At 47.1% G+C, this 18,361-nt stretch carries 26 protein-coding genes; all 26 read right to left on the bottom strand.

Going from position 1 to position 18,361, the window contains the following annotated elements:
* Positions 1–27: 27 nt before the first annotated feature.
* The 26 genes from EKM89_RS04085 to EKM89_RS04200 all read right to left on the bottom strand — a co-directional run bounded on the left by EKM89_RS04085 (position 28) and on the right by EKM89_RS04200 (position 18,360).
* On the bottom strand, positions 28–789 hold the full coding sequence (locus tag EKM89_RS04085) for a DUF5776 domain-containing protein (RefSeq protein ID WP_125685942.1): 762 nt from the start codon (positions 787–789) through the stop codon (positions 28–30).
* Positions 786–1,073 carry a holin gene (locus EKM89_RS04090; protein ID WP_225421808.1) on the bottom strand — a complete coding sequence of 96 codons (288 nt, stop codon included), beginning with the start codon at positions 1,071–1,073 and terminating at the stop codon, positions 786–788. Before EKM89_RS04090 ends, EKM89_RS04085 begins: the two co-directional genes overlap by 4 nt.
* Position 1,074: 1 nt before the next feature.
* The gene (locus EKM89_RS04095) at positions 1,075–1,272 is read right to left on the bottom strand and encodes a hypothetical protein (RefSeq protein WP_125685946.1); all 198 of its coding nucleotides are present in this window, start codon (positions 1,270–1,272) and stop codon (positions 1,075–1,077) included.
* Positions 1,265–1,663, bottom strand: a complete 399-nt coding sequence (locus EKM89_RS04100) for a hypothetical protein (RefSeq protein WP_125685948.1) — start codon at positions 1,661–1,663, stop codon at positions 1,265–1,267. Before EKM89_RS04100 ends, EKM89_RS04095 begins: the two co-directional genes overlap by 8 nt.
* A 13-nt stretch (positions 1,664–1,676) precedes the next feature.
* Positions 1,677–1,829 carry a hypothetical protein gene (locus EKM89_RS14005; RefSeq protein ID WP_164510499.1) on the bottom strand — a complete coding sequence of 51 codons (153 nt, stop codon included), beginning with the start codon at positions 1,827–1,829 and terminating at the stop codon, positions 1,677–1,679.
* Between the two features lie 11 nt (positions 1,830–1,840).
* Positions 1,841–2,230 (bottom strand): hypothetical protein, encoded by a 390-nt coding sequence (locus tag EKM89_RS04105; protein ID WP_125685949.1) that lies wholly within the window; start codon positions 2,228–2,230, stop codon positions 1,841–1,843.
* A gap of 18 nt (positions 2,231–2,248) precedes the next feature.
* Positions 2,249–4,498 carry a hypothetical protein gene (locus EKM89_RS04110; RefSeq protein WP_125685951.1) on the bottom strand — a complete coding sequence of 750 codons (2,250 nt, stop codon included), beginning with the start codon at positions 4,496–4,498 and terminating at the stop codon, positions 2,249–2,251.
* A gap of 10 nt (positions 4,499–4,508) precedes the next feature.
* On the bottom strand, positions 4,509–5,054 hold the full coding sequence (locus tag EKM89_RS04115) for a putative phage tail protein (RefSeq protein ID WP_125685953.1): 546 nt from the start codon (positions 5,052–5,054) through the stop codon (positions 4,509–4,511).
* A complete protein-coding gene (locus EKM89_RS04120; protein WP_125685955.1) occupies positions 5,047–6,195 on the bottom strand; it encodes a baseplate J/gp47 family protein in 1,149 nt (382 codons plus the stop codon). The genes EKM89_RS04115 and EKM89_RS04120 overlap by 8 nt, the downstream gene beginning before the upstream one ends.
* Complete coding sequence (locus EKM89_RS04125) at positions 6,170–6,616, bottom strand: DUF2634 domain-containing protein (RefSeq protein WP_125685957.1); 447 nt, start codon at positions 6,614–6,616, stop codon at positions 6,170–6,172. Before EKM89_RS04125 ends, EKM89_RS04120 begins: the two co-directional genes overlap by 26 nt.
* Entirely contained in the window at positions 6,609–6,980 is a 372-nt protein-coding gene (locus tag EKM89_RS04130) for a DUF2577 domain-containing protein (protein WP_125685959.1), read from the bottom strand. The genes EKM89_RS04125 and EKM89_RS04130 overlap by 8 nt, the downstream gene beginning before the upstream one ends.
* Positions 6,980–8,038: an XkdQ/YqbQ family protein gene (locus EKM89_RS04135; protein WP_125685961.1), complete on the bottom strand. Its 1,059-nt coding sequence runs from the start codon at positions 8,036–8,038 to the stop codon at positions 6,980–6,982. Before EKM89_RS04135 ends, EKM89_RS04130 begins: the two co-directional genes overlap by 1 nt.
* Positions 8,039–8,040: 2 nt before the next feature.
* Complete coding sequence (locus EKM89_RS04140) at positions 8,041–8,724, bottom strand: hypothetical protein (protein ID WP_125685963.1); 684 nt, start codon at positions 8,722–8,724, stop codon at positions 8,041–8,043.
* Between the two features lie 3 nt (positions 8,725–8,727).
* Positions 8,728–11,832, bottom strand: a complete 3,105-nt coding sequence (locus tag EKM89_RS04145) for a tape measure protein (protein WP_125685965.1) — start codon at positions 11,830–11,832, stop codon at positions 8,728–8,730.
* Between the two features lie 242 nt (positions 11,833–12,074).
* Positions 12,075–12,509 (bottom strand): phage tail assembly chaperone, encoded by a 435-nt coding sequence (locus tag EKM89_RS04150; RefSeq protein ID WP_125685967.1) that lies wholly within the window; start codon positions 12,507–12,509, stop codon positions 12,075–12,077.
* A 20-nt stretch (positions 12,510–12,529) separates the two neighbouring features.
* Positions 12,530–12,997, bottom strand: a complete 468-nt coding sequence (locus EKM89_RS04155) for a phage tail tube protein (RefSeq protein ID WP_125685969.1) — start codon at positions 12,995–12,997, stop codon at positions 12,530–12,532.
* Between the two features lie 13 nt (positions 12,998–13,010).
* Complete coding sequence (locus tag EKM89_RS04160) at positions 13,011–14,435, bottom strand: phage tail sheath family protein (protein ID WP_125685970.1); 1,425 nt, start codon at positions 14,433–14,435, stop codon at positions 13,011–13,013.
* The gene (locus EKM89_RS14010; protein ID WP_164510500.1) at positions 14,436–14,588 is read right to left on the bottom strand and encodes a hypothetical protein; all 153 of its coding nucleotides are present in this window, start codon (positions 14,586–14,588) and stop codon (positions 14,436–14,438) included.
* Positions 14,578–14,988 (bottom strand): phage tail terminator family protein, encoded by a 411-nt coding sequence (locus EKM89_RS04165; RefSeq protein ID WP_125685973.1) that lies wholly within the window; start codon positions 14,986–14,988, stop codon positions 14,578–14,580. Before EKM89_RS04165 ends, EKM89_RS14010 begins: the two co-directional genes overlap by 11 nt.
* Positions 14,989–15,393: an HK97 gp10 family phage protein gene (locus EKM89_RS04170; RefSeq protein WP_125685975.1), complete on the bottom strand. Its 405-nt coding sequence runs from the start codon at positions 15,391–15,393 to the stop codon at positions 14,989–14,991.
* The gene (locus tag EKM89_RS04175) at positions 15,394–15,774 is read right to left on the bottom strand and encodes a hypothetical protein (protein WP_125685977.1); all 381 of its coding nucleotides are present in this window, start codon (positions 15,772–15,774) and stop codon (positions 15,394–15,396) included.
* Positions 15,771–16,160: a head-tail connector protein gene (locus tag EKM89_RS04180; protein WP_125685979.1), complete on the bottom strand. Its 390-nt coding sequence runs from the start codon at positions 16,158–16,160 to the stop codon at positions 15,771–15,773. The genes EKM89_RS04175 and EKM89_RS04180 overlap by 4 nt, the downstream gene beginning before the upstream one ends.
* A 4-nt stretch (positions 16,161–16,164) precedes the next feature.
* Positions 16,165–16,476, bottom strand: coding sequence for a hypothetical protein (locus EKM89_RS04185; RefSeq protein ID WP_125685981.1), 312 nt, complete (start codon positions 16,474–16,476; stop codon positions 16,165–16,167).
* A 71-nt stretch (positions 16,477–16,547) separates the two neighbouring features.
* The gene (locus EKM89_RS04190) at positions 16,548–17,465 is read right to left on the bottom strand and encodes a capsid protein (RefSeq protein WP_125685983.1); all 918 of its coding nucleotides are present in this window, start codon (positions 17,463–17,465) and stop codon (positions 16,548–16,550) included.
* A 20-nt stretch (positions 17,466–17,485) separates the two neighbouring features.
* Entirely contained in the window at positions 17,486–18,025 is a 540-nt protein-coding gene (locus EKM89_RS04195) for a phage scaffolding protein (RefSeq protein ID WP_125685985.1), read from the bottom strand.
* Positions 18,026–18,156: 131 nt separating this feature from the next.
* Entirely contained in the window at positions 18,157–18,360 is a 204-nt protein-coding gene (locus EKM89_RS04200; protein WP_125685987.1) for a hypothetical protein, read from the bottom strand.
* Position 18,361: the final 1 nt, after the last annotated feature.

Raw genomic sequence — 18,361 nt, forward strand, 5'->3', positions numbered from 1 at the left:
ATTAATCTGGATAGAGTGGCTTCGTTGTTACTTGAGCTTCTTAACGTAATCTGCGTTGGCTGTGATATACAGCCCGTTCCCCAGCTTCAACCGCGTAATCTTTCCATAACTTACCACAGACTCAACATCGAAGACAGTCCCCTTGGCAAACTCTTTCTCAGCCTTCTTAAATGCTTTGTCGTAGTACCGCGTCACACTAGTCTTAGCCTTAACTTGCTTGGCCGCCTTCAAATAGGTGGCCTTTTTTACTGGTGTGGATGAGCTCCCACCAACGCCGTTCTTCAAGTCCTTGGCAAACTGAGCCTTGCTGATTCCCCACTTAGCTAGATACCCATACGGGTCTTGGTGATCACCCCATAGATTGTCTGACACCCATTTGTGAGACTTGATACCAGGACCTGAGCCGTCTAGCGTCAGCAGGATACCGTACTTCTTCGCGTAATATCGAAGCACCCACACATAACGCTTGTAGCTCGCGTTGAAGCGACTCTGGGAATTTACGTGAGCCAATTCCACTTGGAACGGGCTAGCGTTGTTAGCCACGGTCCCCGCACCATAAGCGACGTAACCGGGCGTTCCCACAATATAGATACCTTGGTCATCCACAATAGCATGGGTGTATGCTGCGGACCAGTGACCCTTCATATAGCTAGCTTCGTTCTTACCGGAGCCAACGCCCTTATTGTTATCGTTGCCGGTATCGTGGGCAATGATGTACTTGTGTGCTGCCTTGGATCCAGATCCCTGGTTGGCCCCAAGTTCATAGCTGTGGTTAAATGAATAGCTCATCGTTTATCGTCCTCCTTAATATTGAAACCCTTGAATCCATCAAATAGGCCAGACGTGAACCCACCTACTAGCAGTCCCATAACGGCCCCTGACAGAAAGTTATGGTCAGCCGTCACAAATACCGATAGCAAGCCGACCAACATGCCAATTACCATCGACAGCCACGGCATCCACTGATTCGGCACCTTCGTCTGCTTTACGGCCTGAGTCAAAACAAAAACGACCAAAGTGGTCAATGCCAATTCAGTCGCCGTTCCCAGATTGAGTTGCTGGATATAATCCATGCTACTCACCTCGTTCCTTCAATTTTTGGTTTTCCTTCTTTAATCGTTCATTCTCTCGCTTTAACCGCTTAATCTCGTCTGTCTTCGTTGGCGGCTTACCTGCGTTGATTCGAGCAATCCACACCGGGACGTAGCCAACCGCGATAGCAGAAATGGCAGAGAGAATCGCGGTAAATACCTTATCACTGATATTAATCATCCCCCGTGAATGCATAGCTAACAATCCGACAAATCACCCCGCCAGTCAAAACGGCACCCGGACTAATCAAAGCGCCCATCTCCATATCGTGCACTAGGAACCCTAGGAAAAAACTCATCCACACAAAGACTAGACAGCCAATCATAATCGGTCGGGCGTAGAACCAATGGAAATCCCAGATTGAGTACACGATGGCAAACGTCCCAATCACCGCAATCAAGAAGATTGAGACGGGATCGTCCAGAAATCCTAGCATAGTGTGGGCTGGGGGCTTCAAGTCAAAGAAATTGACCTGAACAATAAATACGATGGCAATGGCGTACGTCTCAACGGCGGACCAGAACCAAAACTGATTCTTCTTGTAATGCTCATATAATTTATTGTCGTCCATAATAAAAGCACCTCTACTTCTCTGCGTCAGTAGCCGGTGCTTGGTATGCGGTACCTGTAATCGTTTGGTACTGCTTGTCATCGATAAAATTATTCTCCCGATACCAGCCAATAGCTGGTGTAAGCTTACCCCAGCTGTAAAACATCTTAATCAAAGTGTAGTTCATGATTTTTCCTCCTATTCTTTAGTGGCAGAAGCATTGGCCACCATAAACTCTGCAAACTGTCCGCCAAGCTCACTCGCAGCCGTCTTGACGCTATCTAAATCAACTGCTGCTACGGCTTGGGCACCGCCTAACTGAGCGGCGATATCTTTCAAACTTTCAATAGTCTCAGCCTGCTTATCAACTAGACCAGTTAAGTAGTCGATATCCAAACTAGGTAGATTGCCAGGTGCTTCAACTCGGCCATTGCCCATCAATCGGTACATCCACCAGTAGCGGGTGAAATATTGGACTGAAGTACTTGGAATATCAACTGCTACTAATCCTTCAGCAGCATCTAGTGCTGGTACTGTGTCTTTGTCTGGAAACTCACTATTTGAGTCTGGCTTAACGTAATAAATCATTTGTCTTTCCTCACTTTCCTAATCAGGTACAATTGCATCGGTCGTCCAGTTATCCAACCCATCTTGCCAAAAAGATTTAGATCCCCAAGAAAGCACGCTGATAATACCAGCCTCACCTTCATATGGATATTTAAAAGTAAGAACAAGGTTTCTTCCAGTCACAGTTGTCGTTGCATTATTGCCACCATCAATTGTTCCAACGTGGATTGGTAAGCTCATATTTTTAATGAAGTGAAATCCAACTGGTAACGTCATCAAAACATTAGTCCATGTTCCTTTTGTCTTGTCCCATGAGATTTTCATGCCACCAATAATCTTTGTAACTCCAGTTTTTGAATCATACTTCATTAAAAATGGTGTTGAAGTGAATTCAGAATTAACTGTTATTGGATACCAAGCAGATTGCGCAACGCTTTTTAAATCGTCGCTAGTAGCGACTGTTTTACCTCCTGACACAGTGAGCTGAGTGAAATCGGATTTCTCGGAAATCACGCCCGTGTTGGGGTTACGGTGGGAGACGTTGGCATTATCGGCTGGAACAAAGGTATTTCCATTAATGGTAACCGTTCCATCTCCATTATCTCGAACAAAATCTGAGAATGCTGGAGCCATCGGCACTCTATGCGTAGCTTGAACCATTTGAACGGATATCAAATATACGCTAGCATCTTTACCGTCAGCCGAGCCGTTATTATCAATCCGAATGTATCCTTGGACAACACCCGCTGGCACGGTAAACGTAACTAACGAAGTACTTGTAGCGGAAGTATTAGACCATCTCGTATTGTTCACAAGCTCGATTGATGTGTCATAGTCTGTAGCACCAATTATTTTAGAACCTAAAAACCAAATATCAATTCCTTCAACATTTGCTGACATGAACCCATCTGCTTCCACTGTATAAGTTGCTCCCGGGGTAACAGCGATATGGTCAGTTGAGGCCGTATTTTCAACATGAGACTGTGTTGTCTTCCATGTAAGCAGTCTACCAGTGCCATTTTTATAAAATGGGTGGGTCACATTCTGTACAGGATAGATATTTCCCTTCCAGTGATTCGTAAGGACAAAATCCACACTATTAGGAATTAGATTGCCACCGAACTGATCACCAACGCCGGCTTTCTCATCGATAAATACGTTACCAACATCGGTTAACGTCTGTGAATTAATGTTGATAGTCCACAGCTTGCGAGTCAACAGCCCTCTTACTTCACCAGAAGCAATCACGTTCGTGCTAGTCTTGTTGGTAACGTGTATATATCCCCGGAGTGGCTCATCACTACTAGGGTTACCGCCAACACCCGCCTGACAATAGACAGTATGAAATCCGATAGGCAAGTTTAACAACCACTGCTGAAAAGTAATGCCATCTGCGGCAAGTATAGACTTGGAAGCTACGCCGTTATCAAGCGTGATTTTTGTCTTTTGCCAGTCAACCGTGTCCGCCATTTTAACTAGCGGTGCTACCTCGTTATCCGTATACTTATTCGCCTGCTGATTAGCAGACGTAGCATGTGAAGTAGCTACTGCTTCGGCATCAGCGTGTGCCGCAATTTTTGCTGAGTTAGTTTTGTTGGTAGCATCCACAGCTGCTGCACTGATACTTGCCGCCTGTGCTGCGTTTGCTTTAGTCTGCGCATCCATCGAGGCAACTTTTCCAGTTACATATTCATCCCCGTTCTTATCAACCGGGTTCTGTCCAAACTTCCACTTACCAGAAATCGTCTCGTCTTTATCCAAATAAGCCAAGTCCGATGGGAAGACCACTTGGTGATCAGCAATCGCCTTGTCCACGTACTCGATCGTCGCTAGTGACTGTGGATTCAACTGAATTGTCACGGACTGTTTCTGGCCGACCATCACAAAGATACTCATACCAAATTCAAACAACACTTTGTTGCCAAAATCTGGCATGTACTCAGGTTCCGCTGCTAAGGTCACAGCATACAGAAACTCGGCGTCTTTGCCCTCTTCTTTAGCATACAGACCAATAGCCGTAATGTTGTATCCCTTAGTTACCTTTTCATTGGTGTACAGCACCTTAGTCCCGGCAACCTGTTCGTCACCATCCGGCGTATTAAGCGAGCTAGTCAGCGTCCCTGTCTGCTTCTCATTAGGGAGCTTAGCCAGCCCCTTGACTCCAGCCTCAGTTAGCGTATCTGCTGTGGTAGCTGTCCGGGTGATGGTGAACTTAGATTGGCCTCGAAAAGCCCGCGTAGCCAACTCCAATCCTGCTGTGGTCAACACTGATTCATTATATTTTGACATCTTTTACCTCCTAACTAAAATTGACTGCCTGTGGCATGACTGCTGAATTGATACAGATACTAGCCGCCTGACCGAAGTACACCGGTAACCGGTTCTCTACGTCGTAACTAGTCCTGATATGCTGCTCCAGATTGCTTGGTGTGTAAACGTTCAACAGGTATTTTAGTCGTTCAACCTGTTCCGCTGTGATTACATGTGCTTCACTTAGCGTGTCAATTCGACTCTTCACCGAATCCACAACCACCATAGCCGGAATAGCAAACGAGGCGACCAGCTCCTTGAAGTACCAAATCGTAATCGGCCGTGGCGGTAACATCCGTACCAGAATGTCGTATCGACGGGATTCAACTGTGGCTGTTGGGCTGGCCACCATACCGAATTGGTTCTCGAACATCGACAATCCGTCCACATCAGTAGCCATGACAAACTCGTTCAGCAGAATCCGGTCAGCCTGCTCACTCACCGCATCAAACACTGGCTGTTCACCAACCATCAGCTTCTGCATCTCAACTACTTTGTCATAGTAATCTGGCAAGTAATCCACTAGCTTACTCATTGAGCGTCACCTCACCAACTACTGGAAGTTGGGAAGCCTCATTATTGAAGACCATTACCACATCATTCTCGGTCCCGCTTAAAACCGGCAGCGTTGCATTGATTACACCGTCAACTCGCATGACCTCCGCTAGAATCTGTGAGCGGTAAACAGTTAGAGAATAGCCCCGACCGGTCTTCTGATTCACATCGTCCCAAGCTTTGCGGCGTAAGTCGAAGTAGGACTCAATTCCAGCTAGAATCTGTGGTTTAACTGCCTCTAACGTCGTGTTAGTTGCTGTTGATACGGTTGTTTCAATATTCACTCTCACTTCTGTGGGAGCAACTATCGTGACCGCATGTCCAATTGGTGCTAACCCGTAGCCCTGTCCTTCTGCGTCCGCCGGGTCAATAGTCTCTTTGACCTGACTCAACAACTCAGGACTAGCCGCTCTTAGGTCGTTATTCACAATGACCAGTTTGACCGTGCTACCACCGCGCCAAGTCGGATAGACCTGACCGGCACCCACAGACTCAATCTTGCTCAACATGTCCAAGTAGTCCGCAATGTTCCCACCGTACGCGTTGTAAGCGTCCGGAGAGAGAATTCGGTCCCGTAAGTGGTCGTCAGTCTCGTCATCCTTGGCTGGTACCGCTACCGAAGTAATCTCAGCCCAACTCAGCGCATCATTCGGCGTTACTGGTAAAATCTGTCCCTGATACCCATTCGGACGGGTACCGATCTCATCGGCTACCAGTAATGCTGTCAGGTCTGTGTTGACCTCTTTGACGTGATAGAAGATAGGCTCTTCTCCAACGCTTGCGAACTGGTCACTAACTGCTACATTACTGATAGGATTACCATCGGCATCGAGGAACTTAGCAATCACCTCTGCAGCGGTTGCTAGTTGCCGTGAAGCCCCACGCTCAGCCGCTCGCCAATCTAAGAACTCGCTATTGGTCGTTTGTGTCCAGGTCAGTCGGACAATGTTGGCTAATGACAGGGACTCTTCAGCCAGCTTAGTAGCCGCTGGGGCCATCGCGTCATAGATAATTGACCCTTGCCGTTTATCCTTGTCATCGTCAATCTCGTCTAGCATGTCATTCATAAAATAATCGAAGTCGTGTGCCTCTAACTCAGTCGCCAGTGCTTCCGGATTCATCTAACCCCACCTCGCTTTCTACTGGAATCGTGCCGTAAATGGTCTCACAGGACCCAATCACCTTAAGCGTCGTTGAATCAATCTTCTCAATCGAATCAACAGCCACATCGGTCACCCGGTCATCGGCCTCCAGAGCTTCAGTCAGCATACGGTCAACTTCGACCTCGGCATAGTCGAAGTCTTTACCAAGTAACTCTTCGAAGTCATTCCCGTATTGATCATCATAAATTGGATAGACAAACCGTTCCGTCCGGAGAATCTTATCCACGGCTTGTACCATGGCTTTGCGGCCGTCAGTCATACTCATGATGTGGCCGTTCTTGATTAGATACGTGTAACTGGAGAGCGTCTCCTCTTCCAGTTCGTCCGGCACCTCATCAACAACGTCATCGGTCTCAACCTCGTCTACTTCATCATCCATCTACGTCACCTCCTAGCTTTTCAAATACATAAAATTGCTGTCCGCCATCTTGGCGAATCATGGCGACCCCATCGCCCCTCTTCAGGCGCCCATCGATTTCATACTCAGTGTACTTAGTGGCCGGTGTGCCATCTTCAATCGGGGCTTTGAAATCTTCTCGCTTACGTCCAGTAGTCTTCATCCACACCTTGTGCTTAGTGACCCCGATTCCTAAATTGAGAAAGGCATCAGTCAGCGTCATCTGATTGGATATCTGAATCTTAAGTGGGGCGTCATCAACGACCGTGCCAAAAATGATGTCCGAATAGTCGCTATCCAAACCACCGCGTGAGTTAATCATGCCCAGTAAAATCTCTCCAGCCATTAGATTCTCACCTTCATTTCAATTTCAGCTGTATCGGTTGTCCCGGTAAAGGTATGGGTCGCCTTCGTAATCAACAAATACTTGCTACCTAAGCCAATATCCTTCAAGCTTTTTACCTTAACCATGGCTTCATTCCCAGCAACTACATTCAGGTTAGCCATAGTTGTCAGCTTCAACGTGTAGGCCTGTTTGTTCTTCGACTTAAGGATATCCTTGGCTTTCTGTTTCATCTGAGCGGCGTTGGCTTTATCCTTGGCCTTTTCGACCACTTGAAGTTTCCCCCAGCGTTCCACTGACCCACCAGCAGCAGTCACCGTAGTCAGCTTCGTGTTGGCCACGTCGGCTGCCTTTTTCTGTGCTGCGGTCTGTTTCTTGGCCTTAGTCTTGGCTGTGGAAGAAGTCTGTTGCTTCTTCTTTTTATCAGTCCGGACCACCCGCACCACATTGACCGTATCATCGATACTCTTCGAAAAAGAAAAACCAGTCAGTTGTGACTGGTCACCAATGATGTTCGTTAACTTTTTGTACGGCGCCCGTCGTAATTCCACAGTCCCATAGTTATCTCGTAAGAAGTAGCGGTGCCCAGTAGCCAGTCGCGTTGCTTTAAAGGAAGCTTTCAGCATATCGAAATAGCTCTTGCTGTCGGCAACTTCCGCCACAAGTTTATGAGTAGAGTTATTGACAACCTTATGTTTCACCCCGGCTAACTTGGCTACCCGGGTAAAACGCTGAGAGATAGTCGATACTGGCAGAACCAATGAGTCCTGATTCTTAAAGTATCTGAGTGAGTCGTAAGCTGTTACGCTGAACACTTCCGACTCATCGTAATCGACCTTGAAGACTTTTCCCTTGAACACATGATCATGGTCCCAGTTGAACCAGATATTGTCACCATTCTTAGGTGTATACCCTTCGTCCACTTCGACTAGCTTAAACGTCAGCTGACCAGCAGAAAAGTCGATATCAGTGACCCACTGGATATCTGATTCCAGAATCTCCCGTAGGTCCCATTTAGTCTTACTTCCCGGTGTCTGTGACTGAAAAAAAGTTACTGCCATACTTACACCGCCTTTACTGCCGACTTAGACACCCAGCCACGGGCGCCACCACTAAGCGTTGCTACGTGATACGGGTACTTGGCACCGGTGGCCACCAGCGTAAGCTTTCGAGTCGCGTTCCGTTCAGTCGCACCAACCCCACTACCAGTCGAGCTACGGTGCAACTGACCATTGACGACTACCTTCGAACCGCGGCCCACCTTTTTAGGTGGTGCTGAGCGGGACTTGCCCTTCTTAGCGGTCTTCTTTTTCTTGCTAGACTTCACTTTCTTGGCCTTATGAGTTTTGTACTCAGTCAGTTTAAGCGTGAAGGTGTACTCGTCAGCGTTCCCACCCGTCATACCATACTTGAAGTCCGAAATCGTACCCTTGAAGCTAATTTTGGTGGTAGTGCCTACCAGTCGGATAGGTTTCTTAGCTTTATACATCTTATTGATCTTATCGATGTAGGTCTGACCATTCTTGTATGGCTTCGAAGTACTAAGATAGTGGACTCCGGTTGTCTTGACTGGAATCGTACTAGTGAGCTCAATCGTCTTGACCTTTTCGGGACCAATCAGACTGATTTCACCTAGTTTGACCACCGTGATAGTCTTGTCGTCAGTCGTCGATTCAACATTAATTTCGGCGGGGTTAACCGGTAATGCAAACGTCTTGTTCTTACTGTCCGTTAAATTGAATTTCACTGGTTATCCCCTCCGTTCGTTAAGATTGACTAAGTGTGTTTCAATAGCTGACAGGATTTCATCAATATTAAGTTTCCCATTGCCACCACCAGTGAGTTGAATAGCTCCTTGAGCAAATGTAACGGTAGTCGCGCCACTGTTCTGTTCGTTCGAGTTATTCGTATGATTAGTAATAGTTACAGTTGAACTTGCCCCTGTTCCAGTCGCAAACGGACTTGATTGTGGAACATTAGGATCCGTGTTCAATTGACCATTGACGCCAATCGTCTGACCACCAACACCGCGCATAGCCGACGCGACACCAGTAACTGCATCATACGCACGATTAAATCCGTCCGCTAGCATATCCCCAGGACTAACCATTGGCACGTGGTTCAGCACGTCAGCTGCTCCAACAACTCCCATAGCCATGCTTCGAGAAGCAGTTTCGGCCTGATTAGATCCTAAACCAATCGCAAGACCCTCTACAACCCAACGACCATACTGCTTAAAAATCTTGGAAGGAGAGCCGATACCCATGGCATTTTTTGCGGCACTAACGACACCTTTGGCAACATTCTGTACAGCCGCCACAGCTCTACCAACCATAGATTTAATACCATTTACCAGTCCTTGAATTAAATCTACACCGGCATTAAATAAGGCACTTCCAAAGCTCTTAGCTGCATTAACTGCATTCTGCATTCCACTTCGTACCGCTGAAACGACATTTGACATACCCGAAGTCACTGCGCTTATTAGGCGAGAGATTCCGTTGACAAACGCTGATACCATTGCGGACACGGCTGAAATCACTGCTCGTAACCCTGCTGCCACAACCATCAAACCTGCACCAGCGACCATCAGTCCCGCTCCGAGCACAATAGCAGCTGCACCCAGTGCAACGGCACCGGCAGCCGCAATCATCATCAACGGTGCTGCAATAACGAGAGCTAGTGCAAGAATCATCATCCCTGCTCCGGCAATCATCGCCACTGCGGCTACAATAACCAATGCGGCGCCCATCAGTAGCATGCCCACAGCTGCAACCATAGAGAACGCAGCAATCAATGGTAATGCAATGGTGAGAACCATCATACCAGCCGCGGCCAGAGCAACTCCAACAGCCACTATTAACATTGCAGCACCAAACAGGATTGCTCCCACAGCCGCAATGGTGAATCCAACACCAACTACAATCAACCCGGCACCCAAAAGCACCAGTCCTAGAGCCGCCACAATGGATAAGGCACCAAACACTGCCATTGCTGCCCCTAATAGAACTAATCCCAGCGCGGCCGAAGCTCCATAAGTAGCAATGGTTGGCAGCTGCGTTGCCAGCATCGTAATCCCAGCAGCCGCAATAAATACTGCCGCCCCAATAAGAAGCATTGCGGCTCCAAGAATGACAAAGCCAACTGCGCCAGCAGCTAAACCTGGTCCCAGCAGTGTTACCACAGCTGCTAAAGCGGCCACAGCAAGTACCATCCCAAAGAACATAGCAACTGCGGGCCACCCGGCGGCAACTAATTGAGTTGTGGCGTTAGCAATCAACCATAGTCCAGCACCAGCAAGTAAGACTGCCCCGCCAACCATCATCAGCGATACTCCCAGCTTAATGAATCCAGCAGCAGCTTTGGGCGCCGACTTAGCTGTGGTAGCCAGTCCACCTCCGGAACCTAATCCTCTAATTGAATTACTAATTCCACCTATTATATCTGCAACATTCTTGGCAGCCTTAAAAGCCAGGACGGCTGTTGCAACCAGACCTATAGCCATTGCAATACCATTCAGAGTTCCCGGACTCAACTTACTAAGAGCAGTCAGTCCAGCAACGATACCAGTAATAACCAGACCTTTTGTGCTCATCTTCAATGCTAGAAATGCACCACCAAGAACCTTCAAAGCTGTTGGATCAAGCTTCCCGATAACATCCGCGATAGCTTTGATTCCGTTAGCGGCACCTTTAATCACACCACCAGTAAGACTCCCTAGTGTCTTAAACATAGCAAACGGGTCCTTCTTACTGCTCCCACTGAGCTTGTCCATTACACTACCAAAAGCCTTACCAATTGAGCCTAGTGTCGAAGTTACTGCTGACATAGCACCAGTATTTCCCAAAGATTTGAAGAATGAGCCAATTGCTTTCCCGGCCGTTTGAAGACCACTAACGATTCCTTTAACCACCGGAACTATCTTGCTCCCCAATGCATCGAAATTGACGTTACTGATACTATCAGTAATGCCACTGATAGCTTTGATTCCGACCTTGCCTACCTTATCGAAAGCTGACTGCATCTTATTAGCAATGGTCTCTCGCAAGCCGTCCATAGCTTGCCCAACAGTCTTGTACTGCGTAGCCATCTTCGAGAATTGTTTGTTGGTACCAGTCTTCGCAATCGCATCGAAGAAGTCCTGTGTCTTAACTTTCCCAGCTTGAACATCTTTGACCAGCTGACCAGTACTTTTGTGCATCGTCTTAGCGACCATCGCCATCCCGGCTGGCGTCTGTTCAAGCATAAGTTTGAAGTCAGCCCATTGAATCTGTGGCTTGGCAGCAGCTTGGGTTGCCTGTTGACTAAGAGTTTTCATGGCTTGCTGTGGATCGGATGAGGCGGCAGCTAAACCACCAAATCCTTTAACCAAAGACGTAGTGTTCTTAGTTCCCACAGCGGCAAGTTGACTGTATGTGGAAGCCATATCAGAAGCTGAATAGATGGTTTGCTGAGCATACTTCTGTAAGCTCCCCTTCGTCTTGGTAATTTGTGCCGGGCTCTTACCAATCATGCTCATGTTCCCATCGAAAGTTTGCCAAGCCTTTGAAGACTCGTTTAGCTCTCCGACCATGCTGGTAATCCCACTACCAATCAGGCCAATGCCCTTGGTGATACCAGTACCGATAACATTAGCTCCTAGAAACTGCTTAAACATGCCACCGGTTTTCCCGACCGTATTGTTCAGCCCATTAAACCCACTAGCCATCTTCTCCGGTCCACCGCTACTCATCGCGTTCTTCAAGCGACTCATACCAGTTGACCCCTTGGCTAACCCAGCGGCCAGCTTATCTAATGGTCCTGTAAAGCCATCATTGATTTTAATCGTTGCACTAACTGAATTTGAACCTGCCATACGTTACCTCCTTTCCAAGCCAAAAGGAAAAGAGCCAAGGGCCTAATGGTGACGACCCTTAGACTTGGCTCTTCTCTCTGCTTCCTTTTGTTGTCGTTTCTCTTCCTTAACTCGAATGTCAATACCTGCAATGACCAACGCCTTCTCATACATAGAAAGCTCGGCCCATTGGGAGGGTAACCAATGGTACTCATTCATAGCGTAGTGATAGTAGTTAAACTCCGCACCACGCCCCTCAGCGATTATTTTTTTACTTCGTCAGTCTTATCTTTCAGGTTGTTCTGATTGATTCCGGACAATGCCATAACCTTAGAGCTTAAATCTTGCAACTCCCCAACAGTCAGCATGTCCTTAAGCAGTCCAACTGGGTCCGCTAAATCACCGTAGCTTTCTTGAAGCTGCTTACTGTTCAGGTTTGGGATTACAACGGATTCCACCATCATTGCCTCGGCAACTTTCATTTCGTCCGTATGCTTTTCAACTTGACCAGTCTGTGGATTTTTCTTTTTGGTAGTAGCTGTTGCTCGCAATTCATCAACCTTTTTATTGGTTAATTCTTTGATTACAAATGCCGACTTAAAGCGTTTGAACTCAACCTTTTCAGTGGCTGTTTCTACATTCACATTCTGTTTAAGGAAATCTTCTACACTCGCTTGTGGTTGAACTTGTTCTGTCATAATTAGTTACCCTCCATTTTCTAATCTAATCCCATGAATTCATCAATCAGCTTGACACCTTCAAAAGTAAAGTCGCTTTCAAGTTCCATCACACCATCGTCGGCCTCGAAATCAGCAATTGGAATATCATCCAAGTTAACTTCTGTCAAAAGGACCGTCTGCTTACCTGCTCGTGAAGTTGGGTCCTCAATCACCATAGTTACATCGAAGTACAAGTCCCGACCACCTTCGGTATAAGGAATCCCATACTTCAGCCAGTTGGAATTGATGACGTATTGTCCCATAGTCCCAGTGCCTTCTACGGAAGTAACCTTCTTTTTCTTCCAATGGTTACCTAAAACTTGAACATCTTCTTTGTTCTTTTCAATTTTTGCCGTGAACGCATTAGCTTCAAACATCAGCCGAACGTTACCATCAATGGTGGTAAAGATTTTGGCATCCTTGGTGCTAATAGTGTCCCGACCATTTAAAAATCCATCAAATGACATATAATTCCCCTTTCTAACCTACATTAACGGTCATGTACAGCTTTTCCATGGAATCCAATGGCGTAACTGCTAAATTCACAACTACTGCGTCGGAATCCTCACCCGGACTGATTACTAAGTCATCCGCAGAAAAGGTATCGATTGCCCCAGCATCTTGTAGTCCTGTCAGGTATGAAACACGATCCGACTTGAACAAGCTGCGGCCCGTATCGTTGTTCGCTACCTTACCAATGAATCGTGATTCAAAAGCATCGTGTGTATTAGTAGTAATCGTGTCTAGCACCCGAACTACCCGGTTCTTTCGGAAGTCCTTAGACTTATCTTTGGTTTCAGTGACCAGAGAATTGATGTCCTGCTCAACCACTACAGTACCGTCACGGCGCGTAGTAAATACAATCTGACCGGCATTGAGCGCATCAATCGTTTGTTCGTTGCTCCGCTTGGGATTAGCTGCCACAGCATCAGGATAGGCAACGTAAGTGAGTGAAGTTGTCTCGTTAGCAGCCGAAGAAGCCCCAGCAACCCAACCAGCTGCCTGTGTAGCAGTCAGTTCAGTCCCATCAGCTAACGTGACACCATTGTTGACTACTGACACACCTTCATAGTCGTACTTAGTGCCACCTTCTAGAGCTGGAACTACTGCACGAATCTTGTAACCTTCTTTTTCTCGAAGCCGCTTCGTTGTGGTCGCTACAAGTCCATGAAGTACGTTCTCCGCTGCAATTCCCGCAGTTGTGACCACATTGTAGTTTTCAGTACTCAAAGCGTTGTCAATCAAATCAAGCTCATCTTCAGCGTCCTCAGTAGTCCCACCCGTCAGCTTGTAAGTTGTGCTAGCAGCCAAAGCTTCCAGCTTAGCCTTACCAGCTGTGGCAGAGAATTCAGCTCCGCCAGTGGTAGCAGAGGCATCACCAGTTGGTGTAGTCATGTCACCGGTAAATTCTACGTCCACATAGGGATTGGATTCTAACCCACTAGCGGTAGTCGTCCGCACTTGCTGCTGCGCGACCAGTTCTGTGCCAAACAATGTGTTGACGTTGACCAGTGTTTCATCGTTAGGGTCTTTCTCAACTGATACAGTTAAGTCGTTCCCCTTGGTACCGGCATACTTAGCAGTGAAGCTCCAAGGTAAAGCGGCATCGGAAATCTTTGCCTTCTCGCCTGGATTCATGTTCACATAAAGCACGGTGACGGCACCCTTCAATGCCTCTTTCACAGCTACCAACTTGGGGTCGTCCAGAGTAATTCCCAGGAGGGCCTTGAAGTCACTTTCAATCTCCAGTGGAATGACTCCGTGAGCACCCCAGCCTGTCTGCATCGCACCAATCAGTAAGACCCGTCCTAGACTAGTATCTGGTTTAGTCTGGGCAATCGCTTTTGTGTTGATATAGGCACCGGGACGTTGCTTATTCTGTTTAGTCCATGTTCCTCCAGCCATTTAAATTCCTCCTTTAAATGCTTTGATAATTTTCTTTGCTTCGCTAATCGTATACATCTTGCTATCTACAAGTTTCATTGATAAGATGTCACGTTCGATAGGTTTAAATGTTTTACTGTCAACCAGAGAAGCTTTGCTAAAGCTATTTGTCATATGCAATCACTCCATGATATTCCATAGTTTTTAGTTTGAGACCGCCTTCCACCGGTTGGGCCCAGAAAATGATGTTAAAGTCTACTGTCAGTGTTCCATCTACCCGGCTAAAGTTACGATCCCGAATATAGGCGAACTCAGGGAGAACCAGAAACTTGTCTAGCAGTATTTGCTCCATTCTCTCCATGTCCTGGTTTGGCTTATTTGGGTCTGGGAAGTAAACCACTTGATAACCATGAGTTCGTTTCTGCCGCCCAAACAATTCTGGTTGGCCCCGACTTCCAATCGCAGACACATAAAAAGACGGTTCCTTAAAGCCGCCTTTCTGGTTCTCACGATAAACGGGCAATCCCGGCGAGATACTCGCTAGAAGTTGTCCAATGCGCTCGATAATATTCAATTACAACAGTCCCTCCATTGCCCTCATAAATCCTGGAGTCAATAACCCCGGCAACTCACCGGAAACAGCTTCCACAGTATCGCGTAGCATGAATCGTCCTTCGACCCAACCGCCCCCACCTCTCGTCCGGTGACCATTTTCAATGAATGGCGCGTACTCAACGTTATTGGACAATTGGAGCGAAATGATTGTTCCACCAATGAATGGCCCCTCAATGTTCCATCCCCGTCGCAAGTTACCAGTATCAACGGGAGTAGAATTGCTAACTCGTCTCATAGCCTGAACCCCCACTCTCTTAAGCGATTGCTGTAATTCAGACTTTAGCTGTGCGGCATTAGATGCCTTGGCTTGAACCTCTTTAGCCCATGCTTGAAATTCAGCATCATCAATCGTGAACGCTCCCATCTACTCCACCTCCTCACTAGCTTTCTCATCCCGAACCATTGCTACTTCTTGGTGACTCACGTATCCGGCATATCCCTTGCTGGCACGCTTATAGTGTGTCGCCTGACCATTTACATCAGTGACATCAATGTCGGCACCAGGAGGGATTTCTAAGCCATTTCTGATGAGTAGTTTGGCATCGTAAGCGTCAGTCCCGAAGAATGTCTGATCACTAGCCTTGAGTCCTTTGAGAATCACTTTGGCCAGTTCATTCTCAACGATAATCACAGGCACAGTGTCGGTGAAGGCGCCGTCTTTGACCGTCTTGACACCAGTGATAGTCACTCGATCAAACCACAGCTTAGTGAGTTGACTTCCCATTCGATTAAATGCAGCCTTCATCGTTTCACCACCCGAAATGAGTTCAATTGTGCTGTGTAGTTATCGGTCAGTGAGTTCACCGACTGTAGCTCTGCGTACACCTCGCTAATCGACTTAAAAGTAACGGACGTATCGCCTTCATTGAGGCTCTTCACATCTCCTTCACGGTCGGCTACCGGTGTCAGCAATTGGTGTGTAGCTAGAAACTGCTGGCACAAGCCCAACAGAATTGTGTCAAGCTCAACAGGAAGTCCTGTAACGGGCAAGTGCGTGTAGTTTGCTACATCCTGCACCACTTTGTCGAAACCGAACTCCAACATAACCTGATAGCTAGGATTACTCCCATCGTCAGGGTTAAACAGCTTGAGTTGTTTCAGTAGCTCTTCTCTCCGTGGATGTTTATCCATCAGATCACCCCACTAACGCCAGCAAGTCAGCCTTCAACGTCTTACCACTGTGGTCGATGCTGTGAACGTCTAGCCAGCTGGTAATCTCAGCCACTGTGTTGCTATCGGTCGGCTTAGTGTCACCGGCTGGGTCAAAGACAGCTGGTGCCGTAATGGTGACTACCGGGAAGTCGAATCGAGCAGTCTTGACACCATCACCATCGACCAGTTCTCCAGTGAACTCACCAGCGGCATAAGCCTTGGCTGGCAAATCAATGTGGACCGGGGCTTTCCCCGAACCAACCAGGATCTCGCCCTGATATACGTTTAAAATCATAATTTAACCTCCTGTCGCAGTAAAGTCGGCTCCGCCCTCGCTTGGGCTCACACTAATCGCGGTAGGAGCCGCTAAGCTTTTGGGGTAGCTACCTTGTCAGACGTAACGAACTCGATACCCTTCGTCTTGGTCTTCAGTAGTAGAACATCATCGTAGCTTTGTTCGTAGTACAGGTAGTTACCGCTATTAGCCGCGCTAGGAGCGTCGAAGCCAACGAAGCTGTACTTTTGTGGTGCAATTTGAACCCCGTTGTAGATTAAGAACATTTCGATTTGCTTAGCATCATCCACAGCCTTGGAGCCAACCGTAAAGTCGAACGCCGTCTGCATAAGGTCAGATGGAACGACTACGATAGTCACATCATCAATGCTGTAGACTGTCCGTTGAACGTTGTTAGGGTCCTTAAGATTCAGTTCGCGGTTCATAGCTTCCGCACGCTTCAAGATGGCATTGTTCTTAGGAGTCAGGTACAGCACCCGGTTGTTTTGCGGAATCCGTTGTTCATCGAAGTTGACCATCATGTCATCGAAGGCAGACAGAATGTTCTTTTCATCGAGCGTATCAGTGTGCAGACCACCATCAGCGGCCGCTAACTTTTCTTGATATAGCTTGGAGAACATTTGACGGTCCATTTCAGGCATCTTTTCGTCAAGGTTGAACTGTTTGGTGATATTAGCGATAGAGATAACCATGTTGGATTCATCCACATCGGATGGGTCAACCAGCGTGCTCCAGTAACGTTCATTGGTCAGCTCGTAACTGTCCCAATCGTTAGAATAGTTTGCGTTTGGCTGTGTAATCGTTCGACGTGCTCGGTCTCGACGCCCTTCATCAATCGTCAGGCGAGGTACCTTGATATGCTTAGCACCGTCAAACTTGATAACGCTATTAGATGGAGAGTTCCACAGACTAGCTGAGAATAAGTGACCATCGTAGAATGCTTGCTGAATAGCCTGTTGGTAAGCCTCAGCATAATTAATTGTTGCCATATTTTATTTCCTTCTTTCTGCTATTTGAATGCATCAACTAGGGTTTGAACTTGATTATTATCGTCAGAACCATTGCCACCCTTAGGCTCGTAGCCGGCCTTCTGTCCTTCATCGAACAAGTACCCGTCAGACTCCTTAAGTGCGCTGAGCTGGTCGTCTAGGCCTTCTAGCTTTCCTTCATCAGTGAACTTGACCTTATCCATATCAAGCAAACCTTCCACAGCCTTAGGATTGCGCACCTTGGCACCCGTCAGTGCCGCGGTCAGTGCCCCATTAAGCTTTGTTTGACTCAATTGAGCAGTCAGACTCTCGGTATCAGACTTGTACTTGTCTTGAAGGTCGGTCAGTTGCTTGGATAGGTCCTCATTGTCACCAGAATCCTTCTTGAGCGATTTGATATCCTTGTCACGGTCAGCAATCTGAGTGTGTAAACTTTCGTTCTCAGTCTGCAATTCAGTAAACTGTGACTTAGAGGTCTCCACATCCTTACCATGTTCAGCCATGATGGCGTCAACTTGTTCATCCGATAAGTCCAAACCCTTTAAAAATTCTCGTTTCATTTCAAACATCCTCTCTCGCTAGATTTACGAGGTGCGACCTCGATTGAGGCAAAACAAAAAGCAGTTTTACGTCATGCTGGGGACAAATCAGGGTATAAAAATAGCACTCAACATGTTCGTCGGGCGCTAGTCTACTTAGCTAAGCTATTTATATATTCTGTTTCAGTCATTGAATCAACATAATCTGAGTACCAATCTAATTCCTCAGCACTCAGCTCATCAATCCATTTAGGATATTTACCGCTGTCATCTTCAAATTCAAAGCTAGGGAAATCAGTTAATTTAGTTTTATGATGCATGTCTAGTATCCATCGTTTTCTATCCTCACTGATCATG

The sequence above is a fragment of the Levilactobacillus fujinensis genome, from assembly GCF_003946335.1.
GTDB lineage: Bacteria > Bacillota > Bacilli > Lactobacillales > Lactobacillaceae > Levilactobacillus > Levilactobacillus fujinensis.